This window comes from Duganella lactea (assembly GCF_009857505.1).
In the GTDB taxonomy this organism is placed as follows: domain Bacteria; phylum Pseudomonadota; class Gammaproteobacteria; order Burkholderiales; family Burkholderiaceae_D; genus Rugamonas; species Rugamonas lactea.
On sequence record NZ_WWCP01000006.1, the window covers coordinates 83,430 to 104,671 of the forward strand.

General features: G+C 64.8%; 16 protein-coding genes and 2 pseudogenes. 13 read left to right on the plus strand and 5 right to left on the minus strand.

Features of this window, described 5'->3' with window-relative positions; genetic code table 11:
* Positions 1-93 precede the first annotated feature (93 nt).
* From GTP44_RS07825 to GTP44_RS27455, 7 genes and pseudogenes are all read left to right on the plus strand, one after another.
* On the plus strand, positions 94-1,563 hold the full coding sequence (locus GTP44_RS07825) for a benzaldehyde dehydrogenase (protein WP_161018990.1): 1,470 nt from the start codon (positions 94-96) through the stop codon (positions 1,561-1,563).
* A 29-nt stretch (positions 1,564-1,592) separates the two neighbouring features.
* On the plus strand, positions 1,593-2,360 hold the full coding sequence (locus GTP44_RS07830; RefSeq protein ID WP_161018991.1) for a coniferyl-alcohol dehydrogenase: 768 nt from the start codon (positions 1,593-1,595) through the stop codon (positions 2,358-2,360).
* Between the two features lie 45 nt (positions 2,361-2,405).
* Positions 2,406-4,106 carry a DUF1302 domain-containing protein gene (locus GTP44_RS07835; protein ID WP_161018992.1) on the plus strand — a complete coding sequence of 567 codons (1,701 nt, stop codon included), beginning with the start codon at positions 2,406-2,408 and terminating at the stop codon, positions 4,104-4,106.
* A 13-nt stretch (positions 4,107-4,119) separates the two neighbouring features.
* On the plus strand, positions 4,120-5,481 hold the full coding sequence (locus tag GTP44_RS07840; RefSeq protein WP_161018993.1) for a DUF1329 domain-containing protein: 1,362 nt from the start codon (positions 4,120-4,122) through the stop codon (positions 5,479-5,481).
* A gap of 14 nt (positions 5,482-5,495) precedes the next feature.
* Positions 5,496-6,533: a WD40/YVTN/BNR-like repeat-containing protein gene (locus GTP44_RS07845; RefSeq protein WP_229256826.1), complete on the plus strand. Its 1,038-nt coding sequence runs from the start codon at positions 5,496-5,498 to the stop codon at positions 6,531-6,533.
* Between the two features lie 16 nt (positions 6,534-6,549).
* Positions 6,550-8,940: pseudogene (locus GTP44_RS27450) on the plus strand (efflux RND transporter permease subunit); the annotation flags it as partial.
* 87 nt (positions 8,941-9,027) lie between these two features.
* Positions 9,028-10,596 (plus strand): annotated as a pseudogene (locus GTP44_RS27455) (carboxylesterase/lipase family protein); the annotation flags it as partial.
* Positions 10,597-10,604: 8 nt separating this feature from the next.
* Here the strand turns inward: GTP44_RS27455 and GTP44_RS07855 are convergent.
* A complete protein-coding gene (locus tag GTP44_RS07855; RefSeq protein WP_229256827.1) occupies positions 10,605-11,063 on the minus strand; it encodes a MarR family winged helix-turn-helix transcriptional regulator in 459 nt (152 codons plus the stop codon).
* Between the two features lie 113 nt (positions 11,064-11,176).
* On the opposite strand from GTP44_RS07855, the gene GTP44_RS07860 reads away from it, so the two are divergent.
* Genes GTP44_RS07860 through GTP44_RS07870 form a run of 3 tightly spaced genes read left to right on the plus strand, consistent with a single transcriptional unit; the run spans position 11,177 to position 15,394 of the window.
* The gene (locus GTP44_RS07860; RefSeq protein WP_160989832.1) at positions 11,177-12,010 is read left to right on the plus strand and encodes a p-hydroxycinnamoyl CoA hydratase/lyase; all 834 of its coding nucleotides are present in this window, start codon (positions 11,177-11,179) and stop codon (positions 12,008-12,010) included.
* A gap of 40 nt (positions 12,011-12,050) precedes the next feature.
* A complete protein-coding gene (locus GTP44_RS07865; RefSeq protein WP_161018996.1) occupies positions 12,051-13,505 on the plus strand; it encodes an aldehyde dehydrogenase in 1,455 nt (484 codons plus the stop codon).
* Between the two features lie 14 nt (positions 13,506-13,519).
* Positions 13,520-15,394 (plus strand): feruloyl-CoA synthase, encoded by a 1,875-nt coding sequence (locus GTP44_RS07870; RefSeq protein ID WP_161018997.1) that lies wholly within the window; start codon positions 13,520-13,522, stop codon positions 15,392-15,394.
* A 55-nt stretch (positions 15,395-15,449) separates the two neighbouring features.
* On the opposite strand, the gene GTP44_RS07875 is transcribed toward GTP44_RS07870, so the two are convergent.
* Positions 15,450-16,628, minus strand: a complete 1,179-nt coding sequence (locus GTP44_RS07875; RefSeq protein WP_161018998.1) for a pectate lyase family protein — start codon at positions 16,626-16,628, stop codon at positions 15,450-15,452.
* 538 nt (positions 16,629-17,166) lie between these two features.
* Here GTP44_RS07875 and GTP44_RS07880 point away from each other — a divergent pair.
* The 3 genes from GTP44_RS07880 to GTP44_RS07890 all read left to right on the plus strand — a co-directional run bounded on the left by GTP44_RS07880 (position 17,167) and on the right by GTP44_RS07890 (position 18,784).
* Positions 17,167-17,475: a hypothetical protein gene (locus GTP44_RS07880; RefSeq protein WP_161018999.1), complete on the plus strand. Its 309-nt coding sequence runs from the start codon at positions 17,167-17,169 to the stop codon at positions 17,473-17,475.
* A gap of 473 nt (positions 17,476-17,948) precedes the next feature.
* Complete coding sequence (locus GTP44_RS07885) at positions 17,949-18,155, plus strand: hypothetical protein (protein WP_160989827.1); 207 nt, start codon at positions 17,949-17,951, stop codon at positions 18,153-18,155.
* Between the two features lie 143 nt (positions 18,156-18,298).
* The gene (locus GTP44_RS07890) at positions 18,299-18,784 is read left to right on the plus strand and encodes a pyridoxamine 5'-phosphate oxidase family protein (protein WP_160989826.1); all 486 of its coding nucleotides are present in this window, start codon (positions 18,299-18,301) and stop codon (positions 18,782-18,784) included.
* Positions 18,785-18,884: 100 nt separating this feature from the next.
* Here the strand turns inward: GTP44_RS07890 and GTP44_RS07895 are convergent, their stop codons facing one another.
* From GTP44_RS07895 to maiA, 3 genes are all read right to left on the minus strand, one after another.
* A complete protein-coding gene (locus GTP44_RS07895; protein WP_160989825.1) occupies positions 18,885-19,226 on the minus strand; it encodes a hypothetical protein in 342 nt (113 codons plus the stop codon).
* Positions 19,227-19,452: 226 nt separating this feature from the next.
* Positions 19,453-20,544, minus strand: coding sequence for a porin (locus GTP44_RS07900; protein ID WP_161019000.1), 1,092 nt, complete (start codon positions 20,542-20,544; stop codon positions 19,453-19,455).
* A gap of 43 nt (positions 20,545-20,587) precedes the next feature.
* Positions 20,588-21,241 (minus strand): maleylacetoacetate isomerase, encoded by a 654-nt coding sequence (maiA, locus tag GTP44_RS07905; protein ID WP_161019001.1) that lies wholly within the window; start codon positions 21,239-21,241, stop codon positions 20,588-20,590.
* Position 21,242 lies beyond the last annotated feature (1 nt).

The following is a 21,242-nucleotide window of genomic DNA, read 5'->3' on the forward strand; positions in this document are numbered from 1 at the left end:
GGCGACGCAACGCGCATGGCCTGGCATACAACTTGATATGAGCATTTGCATGCAACTAGCGTGCACACCACACATCAACAACCAGGAGACAACATGAACGACGCACAGGCCCTGCTGCCGGAAGCCATCTGGCGCGACCGCATCTTCAACGGCGATTGGATTCCAGCCCTGGGCGGCAGCCACACCTTCACCGAGCCGGCCACCGGCGAGCAGTTGGGTCGCGTGGGACTGGCCAACGCCGACGACGTGACGCGCGCCGCCGGCGAAGCGCGCGCCGCGCAGGCGGCATGGGCGGCCACCGATTACAAGGAGCGCGCCGGCGTGTTCCGCCGCGCCGCGCTGCTGCTGTCGAAGCACCACAACGAGCTGTCGACGTGGATCGTGCGCGAGACCGGCGCGATCCGGCCCAAAGCCGACCTGGAACTGCGCGAGGCCGGCGCCCACCTGCTGGAGGCGGCCGCCATGCTGACCCAGCCCAAGGGCCAGTTGCTGGCCTCCGCCAGCAACCAGTTGAGCATCGCGCGGCGTGTGCCGCATGGCGTGGTGGGCGTGATCTCGCCGTTCAACTTCCCGCTGATCCTGTCGATCCGCTCGATCGCGCCGGCGCTCGCCACCGGCAACGCGGTGGTGCACAAGCCGGACCTGCAAACGCCGGTCAGCGGCGGTGTGCTGATCGCCCGCGTGTTCGAGGCGGCCGGCCTGCCCAAAGGCGTGCTGCATGTGCTGCCCGGCGGCGCCGACGCCGGCCAGGCCATGTGCACCGATCCCCATATCGCCATGATCGCCTTCACCGGCTCCACCGCCGTTGGCCGCGGCATCGGCGAGCTGGCCGGCCGCCACCTGAAAAAAATGTCGCTGGAACTGGGCGGCAAGAACTCGCTGATTGTGCTGGACGACGCCGATCCCGACATCGCCGCCGCCAACGTCGCCTGGGGCGCCTATCTGCACCAGGGCCAGATCTGCATGGCGTCCGGCCGCATCCTGCTCCAGCGCGGCATTGCCGACGCGGTGATCGAACGGGTGGTGGCCAAGGCGCGCAACCTGCCGGTCGGCGATCCGGCCGGCGGCGCGGTGGCACTGGGGCCCCTGATCAACGCGCGCCAGGTGCAGCGCGTGCACGGCATCGTCGAGGACAGCGTGGCCGCCGGCGCCACGCTGCTGACCGGCGGCAGCTACGAGCGCCAGTTCTACCAGCCCACCGTGCTGACCGGTGTGTTGCCTGGCATGCGCTGTTTCGAGGAGGAGCTGTTCGGACCGGTGGCCTCGATCACCGTGTTCGACACCGACGACGAGGCCATCGCGCTGGCCTCCGCCACCAGTGGCTGTCTGGCGCTGGGCGTCATCACGCCAACGCTGGCGCGCGGCATGCGCATCGCCGACCACGTGCCGGCCGGCCATGTGCACATCAACGACCAAACCGTGCTGGCCGAGGCGCACGCGCCGTTCGGCGGCGGCGGCACCTCCGGCAACGGCGGCCGCCATGGCGGCGGCGCCGACTGGGACGAGTTCACCCAGTGGCAATGGATGACCATCAAGACCGAAGCACCGCGCTACCCGTTCTAATCACCACAACTACAACCGCAGGAGACCTTATGAAGTTACGTAACAAGACCATCGTTGTCACCGGCGCCGCTTCCGGCATCGGCGCCGAAGTGGCGCGGCTGGCGCGCTTTGAGGGCGCCAGCGTGATCGGCATGGACCGCAACGCGCCCGGTCTGACGCTGGACGGATTTGTCAGCGTTGACATGGGCGACACCGCCAGCATTGACGCCGCCATCGCCCAGCTGCCGCAGCGGGTGGACGCGCTGTGCAACGTCGCCGGCGTGCCCGGCACCGCCGATCCGGCGCTACTGGCGCGCGTCAATTATCTGGGGCTGCGCCATCTGACCGAAGGCGTGCTGCCGCGCATGCCGGCCGGCGGCTCCATCGTCAACGTCGCCTCCATCCTCGGCGCCGAGTGGCCGCAGCGCGTGGCGCTGCACAAGCAGCTGGCGTCGGTGCGCGGCTTCGCCGAGGGTCAGGCCTGGCTCGACGCGCACCCGGTGCCGGCCGACACCTGCTACCAGTACTTCAAGGAGGCGCTGATCGTCTGGACCTATGCCCAGTCGCAGCCGTGGTTCCTGGCCCATTCGGTGCGCATGAACTGCGTGGCGCCAGGCCCGGTCTTCACGCCCATCCTTGGCGACTTCGTCGCCATGCTGGGCGAAGAACGGGTGCAGCGCGACGCCGGCCGCATGAAGCGCCCCGCCTATGCCGATGAAGTGGCGGCCGCCATCAGCTTCCTTTGCAGCGACGACGCGCGCTGGATCAGCGGCATCAACCTGCCGGTGGATGGAGGTCTGGCATCCACCATCATCTGAAGCAGCATCCGTAATCCAACCATAAAAATATCAAGGAGACATACCATGCAAACCAATCAACGCCGCGCGCCGGCCGTGCTGGCGCTGGCCATGGCGGCCGCGCTGCCGGCGCAGGCCGTCGAATTCGACAGCGGCAATCCGGACCTCAAGATCACCTGGAATAACACCTTCAAGTACAGCAGCGCCTACCGTCTGAAGGACGCCGACCCGCGCCTGCTGGCGGGCGGCTATCCATCCTTCGGGGCGGCCGACTTCGATGGCTACAACATCGACGACGGCAATCAGAACTTCCGCAACAAGGGCATCGTCTCCAGCCGCGTCGACTGGCTCAGCGAATTCGACGCCGGCACCCGCAACCTGGGCATGCGGATCAGCGCCGCCGCCTGGTATGACGCGGTCTACAACCGCGGCAACGACAACGCTTCGCCGACCAGCAACGCCGTCACGCTGGGCGGCCAGGCCGGCAACACCTTCGCCAACGGCACCCGCGTGCTGCACGGTCGTAACGCCGAACTGCTGGACGCCTTCGTCTTCGCCAAGGGTGCGCTGGGCGAGCTGCCGGGCACCGTGCGCGTCGGCCGCCATACGCTGCAATACGGTGAAAGCCTGTTCTTCGGCGCCAACGGCATCGCCAATGCCCAGGGACCGGTCGATCTGGTCAAGCTGCTCAGCGTACCGGGCGCGCAGTTCAAGGAGATTCTGCGGCCGGTCAATCAGGTGTCCGGACAGTTGCAGTTGCTACCGAACGTGTCGCTCGGCGGCTACTACCAGTTTGAATGGCGGCCGACGCAAATTCCCGGCGCCGGCAGTTATCTGAGCTCCTACGACGCCGCCGGCGCCGGCTACAGCGCCTATCTTGTGGCGCCGACCAACAGCGGCGCGCCGGCGTTCCGCGCGCTGCCCGACCTGAAACCCAAGAACTCCGGCCAGGGCGGCCTGCAACTCAAATACACGCCGGAAGGCTCGGACGTGGAGTACGGCCTGTATGCGGCGCGCTACCACGACAAGACGCCCTACTTCTACCTGGGCTTTGCGCCCGGCTTCCCGCCCGGCGCGCCGTCCACCGTGCAGGCGGTGTACGCCGAGGGCATCCGCACCTTTGGCGCCAGCGCCAGCACGGTGCTGGGCGGCGCCAACGTCGCCGCCGAGGTATCGGTGCGGCGCAATACGCCGCTGGTCAGCGACCCGACGCCCAACTTCCTGTCGCGCAGCGGCACCGGCGTGTTTGCCGACAACAGCGGCAATCCCGCTTACGCGCTTGGCAATACCGCCCACGTCAACCTGTCGGCCATCTACGTGATGCCGACCACGCCCTGGTTTCAGGGCGCGTCGCTGCTCGGCGAAATCGCCTGGAACCGCGCCACCAGCGTAACCTGGCAAGGCTCGCTCGATCCCAACACCACGCGCGACGCCACCGCCGCGCGCTTCATCTTCGAGCCATCCTATTACCAGGTGATGGATGGCCTCGACCTGTCGGTGCCGATCGGCGTTGGCTACAACATCTCGGGCCGCTCGCGCGCGGTGTTCAACTTCAACGGCGGCAGCTCACATGGCGGCGACTTCAATATCGGCGTCAACGCCACCTACCACCAGGACTGGAAGTTCGGCATCAGCTACGTGCGCTTCCTCGGCGGCGCCGGCACCTTCATCCGCAACAACCCGGCCACCAACACGCCGATGCTGGGCTACGCGCAATCGCTGGCCGACCGCGACTACATCTCCTTCAACATCAAACGCGCTTTCTAAGGACAAAACTATAATGAAGACGACCCTGAAATTTGCCACCGCCTCCGCCCTGTCGCTGGCCTGCGCCCTGCCCCACGCCGGCGCCGCCGTCACCGCCGAGGAGGCGGCCAAACTCAATACCACGCTGACGCCGCTGGGCGCCGAGAAAGCCGGCAACAAGGAAGGCACGATTCCGGCCTGGGAAGGCGTGTACGCCAAAACGCCGGCCGGCTACAAGGCCGGCGACTTCCGCGCCGATCCTTTCGCCGGCGAGAAGCCGACGCTGGCCATCACCGGCAAGAACGCCGACCAGTATGCCGGCAAGCTGTCGGCCGCCACGCTGGCGTTGCTGAAGAAGTATCCGAACTACCGGCTCGATATCTACCCGACCCACCGCACCGGCGGCGCGCCGAACTGGGTGTACGAGAACACGCTGAAGAACGCCACCCGCGCCAAGTCGATCGACGGCGGCTTTGGTGTCGAAGGCGCCTACGGCGGCATTCCGTTCCCGATTCCAAAGACCGGTTATGAGGCCATCATGAACCACCGGCTGGCGTGGACCGGCGAGAGCGTGATGTTCCCGCTGCGGACCGTCATCGTCACCCCGGATGGCAAGCGCGCCACCGCCACCGAGGCGGAACAGACGCTGATGCGCCCCTACTACTTCAAGGACGGCAGCCTGGAAAAATTCAACGGCATTTACCAGTACGGCCGGCTGATCACGCGCGCGCCCGCCTCCAAGGCCGGCGAAGGCATCCTGGTTCACGACGGCATCAGCGAGGCGCAGCCGCGCGCCATCTGGCAGTACCTGGTGGGCCAGCGCCGCGTGCGGCGGGCGCCGTCGGTGTCCTACGATACGCCGGACTCGGTCACTTCCGGCATCGGTCTGTTCGACGAGGCATTCATGCTGTTCGGCCCCATCGACCATCATGAGCTGAAGCTGATCGGCAAGAAGGAGATGTACATCCCGTATAACAACAACCGCGCGGCGTCGGCCAGGATCGCCGACCTGGTGGGACCGCAGTTCCTCAACCCGGACCTGGTGCGCTGGGAACTGCACCGCGTGTGGGAGGTCGAGGCCAGCCTGATTCCCGGCAAACGCCATGTGGTGGCCAAGCGCCGCTACTATCTGGATGAAGACACCTGGCAGATCATCATGGTCGATGGCTACGATGCCCAAGGCCAGATCTGGCGCGGCAACTACACGCTGACGCTGCTGGCGCCGGACGTGCCGGCGGTGGTCGGCAACGTCATGTGGGGCACCTACAACGTGCAGACCGGTGCCTATTTGCTGAACGAGGCGTCCAACGAACTGCAATCCCAGTACAAGACCATTCCGCGTCTGCCGGCCAGCTACTTCGGGCCGGAGGAACTGGCCAACCAGGGTTCGCGCTGATGAGGAGGCGACCGATGAAGCGATTGCCTATTCTTGCCGTGGCCTGCGCGCTGCTGGCGCCGGCCATGGGCGCCGTGCCGGCGGCGCTGACGCAGCCGGCGCTGGTCACGCCCAAGGCGCTGCACGCAGCCATGTTAACGGTGGCCGCCGCCGGCCAGCGGCTGGTGGCGGCCGGCGAGCGCGGCATCGTCCTGTATTCGGACGATGCCGGCGCCACGTGGCGGCAGGCGCAAACGCCGGTCAGCGTCAGCCTGACGGCGCTGCAGTTTGTCGATGCCGGCAACGGCTGGGCGGTCGGCCATCAGGGCGTGGTGCTGCACAGCGCCGATGGCGGCCTGACATGGCGCAAGCAACTGGACGGCGTGCAGGCGGCGTCGCTGGCGCTGCGCGCGGCCACCGACACGCCGGGCCCGGAGCAGGCGCGCGCGCTGACCGAGGCCAGGCACCTGGTCGAGGATGGTCCGGACAAGCCCTTCCTCGATGTGTACTTTGAGGACGCGCGCAACGGCTACGTGCTGGGCGCCTACAACCTGCTGTACCGCACCGCCGACGGCGGCGCCACGTGGCAGCCGATGCAGGCGCGCGTACCCAATCCGAAAGGCCTGCACCTGTACGCCATGCGCGGCGGCGGCGGCTCGCTGTACCTGGCCGGCGAACAGGGGCTGCTGCTGCGCTCCAGCAATCGCGGCGACAGCTTCACAGCACTACCGACGCCCTACAAGGGCAGCTTCTTCGGACTGCTGGCGACGCGCGCCGGCACGCTGCTGGCGTTCGGCCTGCGCGGCAACGCCTACCGTTCGGACGACCAGGGCGCCAGCTGGAGCCGGATCGACACCGGCGTGCAAGCCTCGCTGGCCGGCGGCGCCGAACTGGCCGACGGCGAGCTGGCCCTGGTGAGCCAGGCCGGCGAGGTGCTGCTGAGCCGCGACCAGGGCCGCAGCTTCGCGCTGCAAAGCGTGCCCGCGCTGCCGCTGGCGGCGGTGACGCAGGCCGCCGACGGCGCGCTGGTGGTGGCGGGCCTGCGCGGCCTGCGCCGCATCCCACTCAAATGACGATGGCTGGAGCATCATGAACACAGACCAAGACCTGGAACAACAGCCGGTGGTGCGACGGCTGGAAGACTTCGACACCCGCTCGGGCAACCTCGGTGAACGTGCCCTGTTCAACTATCGCCCGCTGGTGATTTTGCTTTGCCTGCTGGCGACCATTGTGCTGGGCTACCAGGCCACACACATCCGGCTCAACGCCAGCTTTGAAAAGATGATCCCCAGCGCCCATCCCTATGTGGCCAACTACCTGGCCAACAAGGCCGACCTGAATGGGCTGGGCAACTCGGTGCGGGTCGCCGTCGAAACCGGCGGCGACAGCATTTACGAGGCCGGATACCTCGACACGCTGCAACGCATGAACGATGAACTGTTTTTGCTGCCAGGCGTGGACCGGCCGTTCATGAAATCGCTGTGGACGCCGAGCACGCGCTGGGCCGCCGTCACCGAAGATGGCCTTGACGGCGGCACCGTCATCCCGGACGGCTACGACGGCCAGCGCGCCAGCCTGGCGCAGCTGCGCGCCAACGTCGCGCGGTCCGGCGAGATCGGCCAGCTGGTGGCGGCCAACCTCCGCTCCAGCATCATCTTCGTGCCGCTGCTGGACACCAACCCGCAGACCGGCCTGCCGCTCGACTACCGCATGCTGTCGGAGAGCCTGGAGCGCATCCGCGCCAAGTACGAGCAGGAAGGCGTGCGCATTCATATCACCGGTTTCGCCAAGATCGCCGGCGACTTGATCGCAGGCCTGCAACAGGTGCTGGCCTTCTTCGTGCTCGCCATCGCCATCGCCGCCGCCGTGCTGTTCTGGTACACGCGCTGCTGGCGCAGCACCACGCTGGTGGTGGTGTGCTCGCTGGTGGCGGTATTGTGGCAATGCGGCCTGCTGGCGACGCTGCACTATGAGCTCGACCCGTACTCCATCCTGGTGCCGTTCCTGGTGTTCGCCATCGGCATGAGCCATGGCGCGCAGAAGATGAACGGCATCATGCAGGATGTCGGACGGGGTACGCACCGGGTGGTGGCGGCGCGCTACACCTTCCGCCGCCTGTTCGCCGCCGGCCTGACGGCGCTGCTGTGCGACGCGGTAGGTTTTGCGGTGCTGGCCACCATCCAGATCAAGGTGATCCAGGACCTGGCGCTGATCGCCAGCATCGGTGTGGCGGTGCTGATCTTCACCAACCTGGTGCTGCTGCCGGTGCTGCTGTCTTACACCGGCGTCAGCACCGCCGCCGCCGCGCGCAGCCTGCAGACCGATAGCGGCGCGAAAAACGGCCTGTGGTCCTTCCTCGACCGCTTCACAGGTCGCCGCTGGGCGGCGGTCACGGTGGCGGCCAGCGTGCTGCTGGGCGGACTCGGTTATCTCTACAGCTTGAAACTGCAGGTCGGCGATCTCGATCCCGGCGCGCCCGAGTTGCGCGCCGATTCGCGCTACAACCGCGACAACGGCTTCATGGTGGCCAACTACGCCGCCAGTTCCGACATTCTGGTGGTGATGATCAAAACCCCGCCCGACCGGTGCACACGCTACGACACGCTGGCCAAGGTCGACACGCTGGCCTGGCAGTTGGAGCAGTTGCCGGGCGTCGACGCGACCAACTCGATGGCTGCGCTCAGCAAACTTGCCACTACCGGCTACAACGAAGGCAACTTCAAATGGTACGACTTGATTCCGAATACCGGTGCGCTCGGCGCGGTGCAAACGCGCGCGCCGCGCGAACTGTTCAACCAGAGCTGCTCGCTGCTGTCGCTGTACGTCTACCTGAAGGACCATAAGGCCGCCACGCTGACGCGCGTGGTGGACGCGGTGGAAGCCTACGCCGCCGCCAACAACACGCCCGAGGTGCAGTTCCAGCTGGCGGCCGGCAGCGCCGGCATCGAGGCCGCCACCAACATCGTCGTCAAGCAGGCCATGCACGACATGCTGTTCTGGGTGTATGGCGCGGTGATCCTGCTGTGCTATGCGACCTTCCGCAACTGGCGCGCGGTGGTGGTGGCGATCCTGCCGCTGGTGCTGACGTCGATCCTGTGCGAGGTGCTGATGGTGGTGCTGGGCATGGGTGTCAAGGTGGCGACACTGCCGGTGATCGCGCTGGGCGTCGGCATCGGCGTCGACTACGCGCTGTATGTGTTGAGCGTGATGCTGAGCCGCATGCGCACCGGCGACAGCCTGTCGGCGGCCTACCTGCACGCGCTCCAGTTCACCGGTCGGGTGGTGATTCTGACCGGCGTGACGCTGGCGGTCGCCGTCGCCACCTGGGTGTTCTCGCCGATCAAATTCCAGGCCGACATGGGCATCCTGCTGGCCTTCATGTTCCTGTGGAATATGGTCGGCGCGCTGGTGCTGGTGCCGGCGCTGGCGCATTTCCTGATGCCGCGCCAACCCGCGCCGGAGACCACGCCGGAGCCGGAGGCCCTGCTGCCGGCGCCGGACTCGCTGCGGCACACCGCACTGGGCGATGTCGTCGGCCGCGAGGACCGGCACCACACCCATGCCTGGCTTGGCCTGCCGTATGCGGCACCACCGGTCGGACCGCTGCGCTGGCGCGCGCCAAGGCCAGCGCCAGCCTGGCCAGGCGTGTGGCAGGCGCTGACCTGCGGCGCGCCGGCGATGCAGTTGGGCGGCATGACGCTCGACCTGCCGCCGGTGCAATGGGGCCGGCCGGTCGGCGCCGAGGACTGCCTGACGCTGAATATCTATGCGCCGCGCATGACGCCGGAACAGGCGCCGGCCGCCGGCCTGCCGGTGATGTTCTGGATTCACGGCGGCGCCAACACCGCCGGCAGCGCCAGCACCTACACCACGCTGCGCAATTTGGCGGGCCAGGATAATGTGGTCGTGGTCTCCGCCAATTACCGCCTCGGCATCCTGGGCTGGTTCAGTCTGGAGGAACTGGCGCGGGACGACGACAGCGCGGCCGACCGCTCCGGCAATTTCGGCACGCTGGACCTGATCGCCGCGCTACAGTGGGTGCGCCAGCACATCGGCGCCTTCGGCGGCGACGCCGACAACGTGACGATATTCGGCGAATCGGCGGGCGGGTTGAATGTCTACACGCTGCTGGCCAGCCCCCTGGCCAAAGGCCTGTTCCAGCGCGCCATCGCGCAGTCGCCGCTGACCACCAGCCACACGCTGGCGCAGGCGCGCCACTACCACGACGACGCCCTGCCCGGCCATGCCCTCAGCTCGCGCGAACTGCTGTGCGCCTGGCTGCAGCAGGCCGGCCGCGCCGCCAACCGCGACGCCGCCAAGGCCTTGCTGGCCGCCATGCCGGCCAGCGAGATCGCCGCCTTCGCGCGCGGTCTGCCGCCGGAGGCACTGCTGGCGCCCGTCAAACCGGGAGCGCTGAGCTTCTACGACGCGCCGTGCGTGCTGGAGGACGGCCATGTGCTGCCGGCCATGCCGCTGGCGCGGGTGTTTGAAGACCGCCGGCGCTACCACGCGGTGCCCATCATCATCGGCACCAACCGCGACGAGTACAAGCTGTTCATGGCCAACGACCCGGCCCACGTGCATAGGCTGTTCGGCCGCATCCCGCTGATGCGCAACCGCCGCCGCTACCTGCGCGAGGCCGCGCGGCTGTCGGATTTGTGGCAGCAGAAAGGCGCGCTTCAACCGGCCAACGCCATGCTGGCCTCCGGCCACGATGACGTCTGGGTCTACCGCTTCGACTGGGACGAGCAGGCCAGGGTGCCGCTGATCCGGCCCGACCTGCTGCTGGGCGCCGCCCATGTGCTGGAGCTGGCGTTCGTGTTCCGCGACATGGCCGGCGAGTTCGATCCGTTCCGCTGCTTCAGCGCCGCCAACCTGCCGGGAAGGATCGAAGTATCGGAGGCGATGGCCGGCTACTGGATTCAGTTCGCCCGTAACGGCCAGCCGGGCGCCGGTCCGGGCGGCGCGTTGCCCTTGTGGAAGCGCTGGAGCCGCGACGCGCGTGGCCAGCGGCTGATGGTGTTCGACACGCGCGCCGATGGCGGCACGCGCATGGCGCCACAGCCGGCGGTGACGCACGACGACGCGACCGCACCGGCCGCGCAGCTGGCGCCGGCGCTGCCGCAATGGCCGTGAGCGCGGCGCTACAGCACCATCGCGCTCAGCGAGCGCAACACCTGGCGCAGCTGCGTCTGCAAATCGCCGCGCTGGCCGTCGTCCAGTTCGGCCAGCATGGCCTGTTCCATCTGCGCCACGGCGGCGTGGCACTGGCGCAGCAGCGCCCCGCCCTCGTCGGTCAAACGCAGGTGGATGATGCGGCCGTGGTTGGCGTCTGGCTGGCGCGCGATCCAGCCGCGCGCCTCCATCGCCTTGACTATTTCGTTGGCCGATTGCGGCGAGATCATCGACCGTTCCGCCAGTTGGGCGTTGGACAGGCGCTGCTGCGTCTCCAGCACCGACAAGGCGGTGTACTGGGCGGCCGTCAGCCCGATCGCCCCCAGGCTGTCGCGCAGGCGGCGGCTCAGCACATGGTCGATGCGGCCGATCAGGTAGGCGACGCCGGTCGGCCGGTGCTGCGCGGTGGCGGTGTTTTTCATCGTCATTCTAAAGTTTCGTCAGCGTTTAAAAAGCGCTTGCATTTCCGGGCAAGCAGAATATATTATAAGCCACATATCAGGCAACCTGATATCAACCTACCATAAAAAGTGAGACCAAGATGAGCCAATACGACAAGCGCTGGAGCACGGTGTTAGTAAATATCGAGGGCGGCATCGCCTGGGTGACGCTGAACCGTCCCGAAAAGCGCAACGCCATGAGCCCGACGCTGAACCGCGAGATGATCGACGTGCTCGAAACCCTGGAGCTGGACCCGGACGCCCAGGTGCTGGTGCTGACCGGCGCCGGTGAAAGCTGGACCGCCGGCATGGACCTGAAGGAATACTTCCGCGAGAACGACGGCAAACCGGAAATCTACCAGGAGAAGCTGCGCCGCGACTGCTCGCAATGGCAATGGAAGCTGCTGCGCATGTACAGCAAGCCGACCATCGCCATGGTCAACGGCTGGTGCTTCGGCGGCGCCTTCTCGCCGCTGGTGGCGTGCGACCTGGCCATCTCGGCCGACGAGGCGGTGTACGGCCTGTCCGAAATCAACTGGGGCATTCCACCGGGCAACCTGGTCAGCAAAGCCGTGGCCGACACCATGGGCCATCGCCAGGCGCTCCACTACATCATGACCGGCGACACCTTCACCGGCAAGGAAGCGGCGGCCATGGGTCTGGTCAACAAGAGCGTGCCGCTGGCCGAGCTGCGCGACGCCACCATCGAACTGGCGCAAAAGCTCCTGGCCAAGTCGCCGACCGTGCTGCGCATCGCCAAGAACGGCTTCAAGCGCTGCCGCGAGCTGACCTGGGAGCAGAACGAGGACTACCTGTACGCCAAGGTCGACCAGTCCAACTACCGCGATCCGGAAAAAGGCCGGGCGCAGGGGCTGAAGCAGTTCCTCGACGATAAAACCATCAAACCGGGCCTGCAAACCTACAAACGCGCATAAGACGCGACGCAGCCCCCCCCCATACAACAGGAGACATCACATGCTAGAAGCTCGTTTGCTGATCGGCGGCCAGGACCTGGCCGCGTCCACCGGCGCCACGTATCAGCGCCTCAATCCCGCCACCGGCGACGCCGCCTCGGTGGCCGCCGCCGCCTCGCTGGATGACGCCGACGCCGCCGTCGCCGCCGCGCAGGCGGCCTTCCCCGCCTGGTCGGCGACGGCGCCGGGCGAACGCCGACGTCTGCTGCTCAAGGCGGCCGACGCGCTGGAGGCGCGCGGTCCGGAATTCATCGCGGCCGGCGTGGCCGAAGCCGGCGGCGTGCCGGGCTGGTACGGCTTCAATGTGATGCTGGCGGCCGGCATGCTGCGCGAGGCGGCGGCACTGACCACCCAGGTGGCCGGCGAACTGATTCCGTCCGACGTGCCGGGCCTGATGGCGATGGGCGTGCGACAGGCCTGCGGCGTGGTGCTGGGCATCGCGCCATGGAACGCGCCGGTGATTCTGGGTACGCGCGCCATCGCCACGCCGCTGGCGTGCGGTAACACGGTGGTGCTCAAATCATCCGAGGTGTGCCCGGCGCTGCACCGGCTGATCGGCCAGGTGTTCGTTGACGCCGGCTTCCCGGCCGGCGTGGTCAACGTCATCAGCAACGCGCCGCAGGACGCCGCCGCCGTGGTGGCGCGGCTGATCGCCCATCCGGCGGTCAAGCGCATCAACTTCACCGGCTCGACCAGGGTCGGCCGCGTCATCGCCCAGCAGGCGGCGCAGCACCTGAAGCCGGTGGTGCTGGAACTCGGCGGCAAGAACCCGCTGCTGATCCTCGACGACGCCGACCTCGACGAGGCGGTGCAGGCGGCCGCCTTCGGCGCCTTCTTCAACCAGGGGCAGATTTGCATGTCGACCGACCGCATCATCATCGACAACAAGATCGCCGACGCCTTCGTTGAAAAACTGCGCGTGAAAACCGCCGGTCTGCGCGCCGGCAAACCGGGCGAGGCCGGCGCGGTGTTGGGCGGCATGGTCGAACCGGCCGCCGCCGCGCGGGTGGCGGCGATGGTGGCCGACGCCCAGGCCAAGGGCGCGACGCTGGTGTGCGGCAGCGCCAAGGCGGATGGCAACGTGCTGCAACCGGCCATCATCGACCACCTGAAGGCGGATATGCTGGCCTATCAGGAGGAATCGTTCGGCCCGATCGTCGGCATCCTGCGCGTGGACGGCGACGAGGCCGCGCTGGCCGCCGCCAACGCCAGCGAGTATGGCCTGTCGGCCGCCATCTTCAGCCGCGACGTGTCGCGCGCGCTGGCCCTGGCGCGCCGCATCGAGTCCGGCATCTGCCACATCAACAGTTCCACCGTGGCCGACGAGGCGCAGATGCCGTTCGGCGGCGTCAAGGCCAGCGGCTACGGGCGCTTTGGCGGCAAGGCCGGCATCGCCGAATTCACCGACCTGCGCTGGATCACCATCCAAAGCGGCCATCGCCACTATCCAGTGTAATGAAGGAGCGTGCCATGACGCAGCTCCCCACTACCGCCGGCGTGACGCTGGACCTTTCTCGCTACCGGCCGGTGCGCGTGGGCAGCGCGCCGGTGCGGGTCGCGGCGGACGCCGAGGGCAACTGGCGCCTGCGCTCGGAAGAGCCGCTGGGGCCTTACCCGGACCGCATCACCGATTGCCTGGTGCGCGGCGCCGCCGCCCATCCGGAACGCACGCTGGCGGCCCGGCGCGGTGTCGACGGCGCCTGGCAGCACATCAGCTACGGCCAGATGCTGATACAGGCGCGCGCGATCGGCCAGGCGCTGCTTGATCGCGGGCTGTCGGCCGAACGGCCGCTGATGATCTTGTCCGGCAACGACCTGGCGCACCTGCAACTGGCGCTGGGCGCGCTGTACGCCGGCATTCCGTACTGCCCGGTGTCGCCGGCCGCCTCCGCCGCCGCCAATGACTACACCAAGCTGTCCTACTTCGTGCGCCAGCTGACGCCCGGCATGGTCTACGCCAGCAACGGCAGCGTCTGTGCGCAGGCGCTGGCGGCGGCGGTGCCGTCCGAGGTCGAAGTGGTGATCGACCAGGGCGACGCCGGCCGCGCCGCCACGCCGCTGGCGGCCTTGCTGGCCACGACGCCGTCCACGGTGGACGCGGTCAACGCCGGCGTCGGCCCGGACACCATCGCCAAGTTCCTGTTCACCTCCGGCTCGACCAAGCTGCCCAAGGCGGTGATCACCACCCAGCGCATGCTGTGCGCCAACCAGCAAATGCTGCTGCAAACCTTCCCGGTGTTCGGCGACAAGCCGCCGGTGCTGCTCGACTGGCTGCCATGGAGCCACACTTTCGGCGGCAGCCACAATGTCGGCATCGCGCTGTACAACGGCGGCAGCTACTACCTCGACGACGGCAAGCCCACCGCGCGCGACTTCGCCACCACGGTGCGCAACCTGAAGGAAATCGCGCCGACCGTGTTCTTCAACGTGCCCAAGGGCTGGGAGCTGCTGACCGCCGCGCTGCAGGACGATGCGGAACTGTGCCGGCATTTCTTCTCGCAGATGGAGCTGTTCTTCTTCGCCGGCGCCGGCTTGTCGCAGGCGGCGTGGGACGCATTGGAACGGGTCAGCGAACGCCATTGCGGGCAGCGTATCCGCATCATGGCCGGGCTGGGCATGACCGAGACCGCGCCCTCCTCCACCTTCACCACCGGTCCGGTGATGATGGCCGGCTACGTCGGGCTGCCGGCGCCGGCCTGCGAAGTGAAGCTGGCGCCGGTGGACGGCAAGTACGAGGTGCGCTTCCGCGGACCGCACGTGATGCCCGGCTACTGGCGCGCGCCGGAAGCGACCGCCGCGGCCTTCGACGAGGAAGGCTACTACTGCAGCGGCGACGCGGTGCGCTTTGTCGATCCGGCACAGCCAGAGCTAGGGTTGATGTTCGACGGCCGCCTGGCCGAGGACTTCAAGCTCAGCACCGGCACCTTCGTCAGCGTCGGACCGCTGCGCGCGCGCGTCATCAGCAGCGGCGCGCCGTATATTCAGGACGTGGTGGTGGCGGGCATCAACCGCGACAACATCGGCTTGCTGGTGTTTCCACAGCTGGAGCGTTGCCGCGCGCTGGCCGGGCTGGGCGAAGATGCCAGCGTGGCCGAGGTGCTGTCCAGCGTGGCGGTCGGCCGTGAGTTCCGCCAGTTGCTGACGCAACTGAACGCCAGCGCCACCGGATCGGCCTCGCACATCGCGCGCCTGCTGCTGCTGGCGGAAGCGCCTTCGGTGCAGGCGGGCGAGCAGACCGACAAGGGCTCGATCAATCAGCGCGTGGTACTGGAGCGCCGCGCCGCGCTGGTGGAAGCCATGTATGACGGCGTAACACCGCCGGGCTGCGTGCTGCTGGAAGCCTAAACCGGCCTGCCCCGCGCGCGACAGCGATGCGCGCGGGGCAGGTATTCCTTCCTTCTTAATTCACAGTCAGCTTGCCGGTGCCGGCGTTGTTGAGCACCGATTGCTTGACCGCCGACGCGTTCAGCAGCGTCGCGCTGTAGGGCACGGTCCAGCCAACCGAGGTGCTGAAGCTGCAGGCGCCACCGGCCGTCAGCGCGGCGCCGTTCAGCAACGAGCCGCTATCGGTGGCGGCGCCGGTCTTGCTCGACGAGCCCGGATTGGTCATGATGTCAGCGCACTTGCTGGCGCCGACGATATCAAACGCGTTGTTCTGCGAAATGATCTTGGCCTTGTACGCCACGCCAATGCTGTACTGGTGGCGGTACACCGGATGCGAACGCGACCCCTCGAAGTAGTTGTTGTAGATGTGGACCTTGCCGAAGCGGACCCGCGGCGCGCGCTCGGCCACATTCAGGAAGTGGTTGTTGTTGAAGGTGACCGTGAGATGGCCTTCATCAGTGGTCTTGCTGTCGGAAGAACCGATCAGGTTATTCTTCTCGTGCAGCTCGAAGCGGTTGTTGGAAATGGTGATGTAGTCGGAACCATTCTTGACGTCCAGCGCACCGTCGTGGCACTGCTTGAGCTTGCCATTCTGGGTCGGCAGCTTGTCATCGGTCTTCGGCGCGTCGGTGAACGCGTTGTGGTCGATCCAGACGTTTTTCGAATTCAGCACGGTGATGCCGTCGTACTCCGAATTCCAGTTGCCGGCGCTGCCGTCGTTCGGGTCCCACACCGGGTTGATTGAGCAGGGATTGACGATATTGAGGTTGCGGATGATGACATTCTGCACGCCGTTCAGCACCAGGTTAGCGTTGACCAGCTTGGTGTCGCTGCCCATGCCGATCAGCGTGGTATTGCTGCCGAGCTTGACCTGGATGCGCTGGCTCTCGTCGGCGGCGCTGCTGAAGGCGCCGCCATTGTCCGCCGCCGCCATGTCGACCGTGCCGTAGAGCTTGATGATTTTCGGCTTGTCGCCCTGAGCCTTGACGGCGGCCAGCAGCTGCGAGGCGGAGTTGATTTTATAGATGGCCGTCGAGGCCGCCGCCGCGCCGCCGGTAGTGCCGCCGTTCTGGCCGGCCCAGCCGGTGGAAGGCGCACTCTCCACACTGGCATCGGCCGCCGAAGCGGTCTGCACACTAGCCGCAGCCCAGCACAGCGTGATCGCGCCAAGCAGCGCGTTACGTTTGAAATTCATGGTTGTCCCCTTTTTGATTATTAAAATGAAATATAGCGGCAGTGAAAGTCATCCTACAACCGCTAAAGTCATCATACAACCAGTCCGGGTTTTAATCGACAAATCCGTGCATCCGTTGCTTAAACGCTACGGATGACGACAAGTCATCACATCACAAAGGGGAAGTGGTACGACGTGGCTGAGAGTCGTGTTGGTGGACGGGCTGATCCAATCATCAGCCCGCTCGTTTCATGTGCGCAGCGTCAGCAACAGCTCATCTAAGCGCTCAAGGGTAGTGAGTATTCTCATCAAGCCGGACACTCATTCTCATCTCAAGCCGGACACCCAGTGGCACTTGAAGTCGGACACCTGTTGGCATGACAAGCCGGACAGCGATCCTCCTATCCGGACACCGTCAAGTAGCAAATGATACGCAGGCCTGCCCTCCTCGTCGAATTGTGGGAATGTGTGATATTTTCATTTCAGCAAGCTGGTATCCTGTTGCCTTGGGCCGAGATCGGCCAGAAGCTGTCATAGACACCATAAATTAAATTCAAGCATGCCTACTCCGATACAAGACGAAATTGCTCACTCAATTCTGCTCAAAGAACAACGCAAGGCGCGTGCAAAAGCGGTCTTGAACCGCCCATCCTCATCAGTCCCGACACTTCTCGTGACGATGCTGATTGTTGGGCTTGGCGCATACCTGCAAGGTGCCTACCAGTTTGAAGCTCCGATGTGGGTCAGCGTATTCCTCATGGTAGGCGTTAGCGGTTCGGTCGCGAATATGATGGACTTGTGGACGACACGTCGCCGACTCGAAGCCGCCATCATCCTTCTTCAGCTGCAACAGGATTCTCAACATTGACTAGCCTCTTGCATCAATATTGGCACTCGACAACGTCAGCTTCGGGGCCAGGCTGTGTAAAAACGCAGAAAAATTCGGCGAGAGAAAAAATCGACCGCCTAGAACGGCCGCTACGCGATTTTCTCGAAATAGGGAATGGTCACCCTCCCCATGAAAATTTCGTGTTTTACGTTTTTACACTGTCTAGGGCGGAAGCGGTCCTTCGCGTCGCGTAGCCCCTGACGCAATTTGATGTCCGGATAGTAGAACAGGTGTCCGGCTTGACATGCCATTCGCTGTCCGGCTGGCCGTGAGAATCGCGGTCCGGATTGATGATCATACTCAGTAGAAGCCGTGTGGACTTGAGCTAGCCTGCGTGGCCGCCGGCACGCCGGTCTATTTTGACAGAAGGGGTACGCCGGGTGTGCCCATGCCTGCCGAACGCCGTCACGCAGGGATGCGTGCTAGGATACTTTCGTCGTCGAGGAGGTGATATGTCAATTTATCGTTCTGAAGGATTGCGTGCCTATTGCGAGTTCGAAAAGGCGCTTGCTGAAGAGCACGCGGTGGTTCACGAATTGGCTCAATGCGCGAAGATTGAGGCTTATCACTTGTTAGCCAGCGATTTGTTCGACCGCGTTACAGTCGCGCACGCGAAGACAATCGCCGCTTATAAACAAATTGAATGCTTTAAGCAATAAGTTACGACCAGCCCAAACCATACTGCCCATGATGCGGAGACGCCATGCGCATTTAAGCAGCTCGGCATCGATTTTCCGCAGATTTTCAATTGGGACTGGACGCTGCCCTTGCGGCACCATAGTGGCGATCACCGGAGAGACAAATGGATGACATCACGCAAGACAGGGCCCATTGGGCGGAAGGGATATTGCGCGCCGGGCGGGAGTTGGTCCTGGCGTCGATCCGGCCGGATGGCAGCCCTCATGCCTCAACGCTGAGCTATGCCAATAACGGTTTGAACACTTACTGCTCCATTTCACTCGATAGCCAGAAAGCCCACGATATACAACATGATGCGCAAGTGGCCTATGTGGTCAACCGCCCCTATGGTGCGTGGGCGGAAATACAGGGCATTTCGGTTGATGCCAAGGCCAGCATGCTGAACGAGACTGAAGAGCTTCAACTGGCTTCAACGCTGTTGCTGCGAAAGTACCCGGAATATTCTAAGGTGATTTCCGATACCCAGACACTACCATGGCCAGGCTTGCTGTTCATCGTTTTGCGGCCGCAGGTGATTTCCCTGCTCGACTACACCCAGCACTTTGGACACACTGAGCACTACGCGGTGCCGACCTCGATTCCCGCTTAATATGACGTGGTCTGCATCACCCCACGTATGCCCGATTTTTATTCGTATGGGGTAGCTGGGCCCGGGCACCATATGACAGCGCCAGCCAGCATCGGCACCGCTATTTTTCTTGCCTGATGCTGGTTATCGATATCGCCACCGGGTCGCTTGCCGGAAAGCTGTATTCCAGGGCTTGGTCAAGTGCCAACTCGACATTGGCCATTAATTTTTCCCCGGTGGCGTCTCTTATCGCAGCGCAGGCCGTCGCATGTCTCTGACGAAGTTGGAGATAGGAACGTTGGTGAGCCGCTGACCGTCTGTCATCAAAAATTTTTTGATACCGCAGAACAAAAATGGATTCACGTGAAGTAAGCCCGGTGAGGATTTCATTTCCGTCGGCATCCGAACAAAGAGCGCCATGAGAACTGAGTTGCGCGCGTTCTTGTTGACTGAGGTTAAGCATGACATCTCCAATTAAGCATGACATCTCCAATTTGTGTCGCATAGTGTATCGAAGGAATGAAATGTCGGTCGTTCGATATGCACAGCATGGAGCGGGATAGTTCATCGCAATTGTTGAGGATGATTCAAACCGGCACCGGTGCCAACTCGTTCTACGTCGTGTTTGAAGAGCTTAAACCGTCGGACTGGGCAGGCGCGGGTATGCTTCGGATAACGTCCGCGGAGCCTCAGAAAGTGTGGCGCAGGCCGGTCATCAAGCCGTTCTGGGTTTTCCCCGCTCCGACTGTTCCGCCCGTATCCAACGATACCGCCGAGGTGCCGCTATTTTTCATCCGCCCCAGTGCCGCATACACGGCGGTACGCTTGGAGAAATAATAGCTTAGGCGGCCGACCAGCAGGTTGACGTCATTGTCACTGTTTTTCTGGTTGCGGCGCGCTACCTGCGTATCGAGCGTGACAAATGGCGTCAGCGGATAGCTGACGCCCAAATAGTACAGATCCGTCTCAATCAGCCCCGTGGCCGCATGCGTGCTTCGATCCATGACACCAGCGCCGATCCTGGCTTCGCCAGCTTTGACGTAACCGTTGAGCATCAGGCGTTTGTCGCTGTTATTGCTGCTGGTCAGGCCGTTCGCCGCGCCGGTGTTGCCGTACATGATGTCGTAAGCAACGTTGAAGCCGTAGGCCGGGGTTTCATAACCCACCAGGCCAGTGACCTGCCGGCATGCCTTGGCGTTGCCCGCGACTTCACCGCCGCAGTTGGTGCCGCCCGGACCACCCGCCGACGAGCTGTCCCGTCCAGTGCTGTACGTCGCCCCCACGACCACGTTGTTGAAGCCACCGTAGTAGCCGACCGCGTTATCGCTGCGCGCGTTGGGGATATACGGGTCGATGCTGCTGATCGAGAACAGGTTTGGCCCCATGACATCCGACTTGAGCATCGCCATAAACGTCATATTGACCTGACGGCCAAGCGTGACGGTGCCGAAATCCCCCTTCAGGCCGACCGATGCCTGGCGCCCGAACAGGCGATTGCCCTGACTCAGAGTGCCAGTATCCATCTGCAGGCCAGCTTCCAGCGTGAATACCGCCTGCAAGCCGCCGCCCAGATCTTCCGTTCCGCGAACACCGACACGCGAAGGGAAAGAACCGGTCAAGCTTGGCATTTTCGTCATCGAGTGGCCGGCGGCATCGGCATTGGTGGTGTGCACGACACCTTCATCCAGCAAGCCGTAGATGGTGACCGCGCTTTGCGCCATCGCCGTGCCGGCACTCATTACGGCCAGCAGTGCGGCGGCGCCTTGAATCGCATTTTTCATTGTTGTCTCCGTTTTTATGGTTTGGTACTGCTAACGACGTCGCTTATTCGGCGTCGGGTTGGTGCGCGGGATGGGCTTGCGCGAACGCCGCCAGTTTCTGACATTCGGCATCAATCGCCCGCAGCGTCGGATAAGGCGCCAGATCGATATTGAAGCGTTGCGCATTAAACAGTTGCGGCACCAGGCAACAGTCCGCCATGGTAGGCGTATCGCCGAAACAGAAGCGACCACGCTGCGGCGCGCGTGCCAGCTCCTGTTCCAGGGCATCCAGTCCAGCCTTGGTCCAGTGTGCAATCCAGGCTTGCCTGGCTTCGTCGGACTGGCCCATCGCGCCGGAAATGTATTTCAGCACGCGCAGGTTGTTGAGTGGATGGATATCGCACGCCATTGCCAGCGACAGTTGCCGCACATAGGCACGGTCGGCCGGCGATGCGGGCAGCAGCGCCGGCAACGGGTATTGTTCCTCCAGGTACTCCATGATCGCCAGCGACTGGCTGAGGTTGACGCCCTGCTCGCTCAGCACGGGGACCAGGCGTTGCGGATTGAGCGCGACAAACGGCGCGCCGAACTGCTCGCCGCCGTTGCGGTTCAGGTGCACCGGTACATATTCGTATGCCAGTCCCTTCAGGTTCAGCGCGATCCGGACGCGATAAGCCGACGAGCTGCGAAAATAATTGTGAAGCACGCGTTCTGCCATT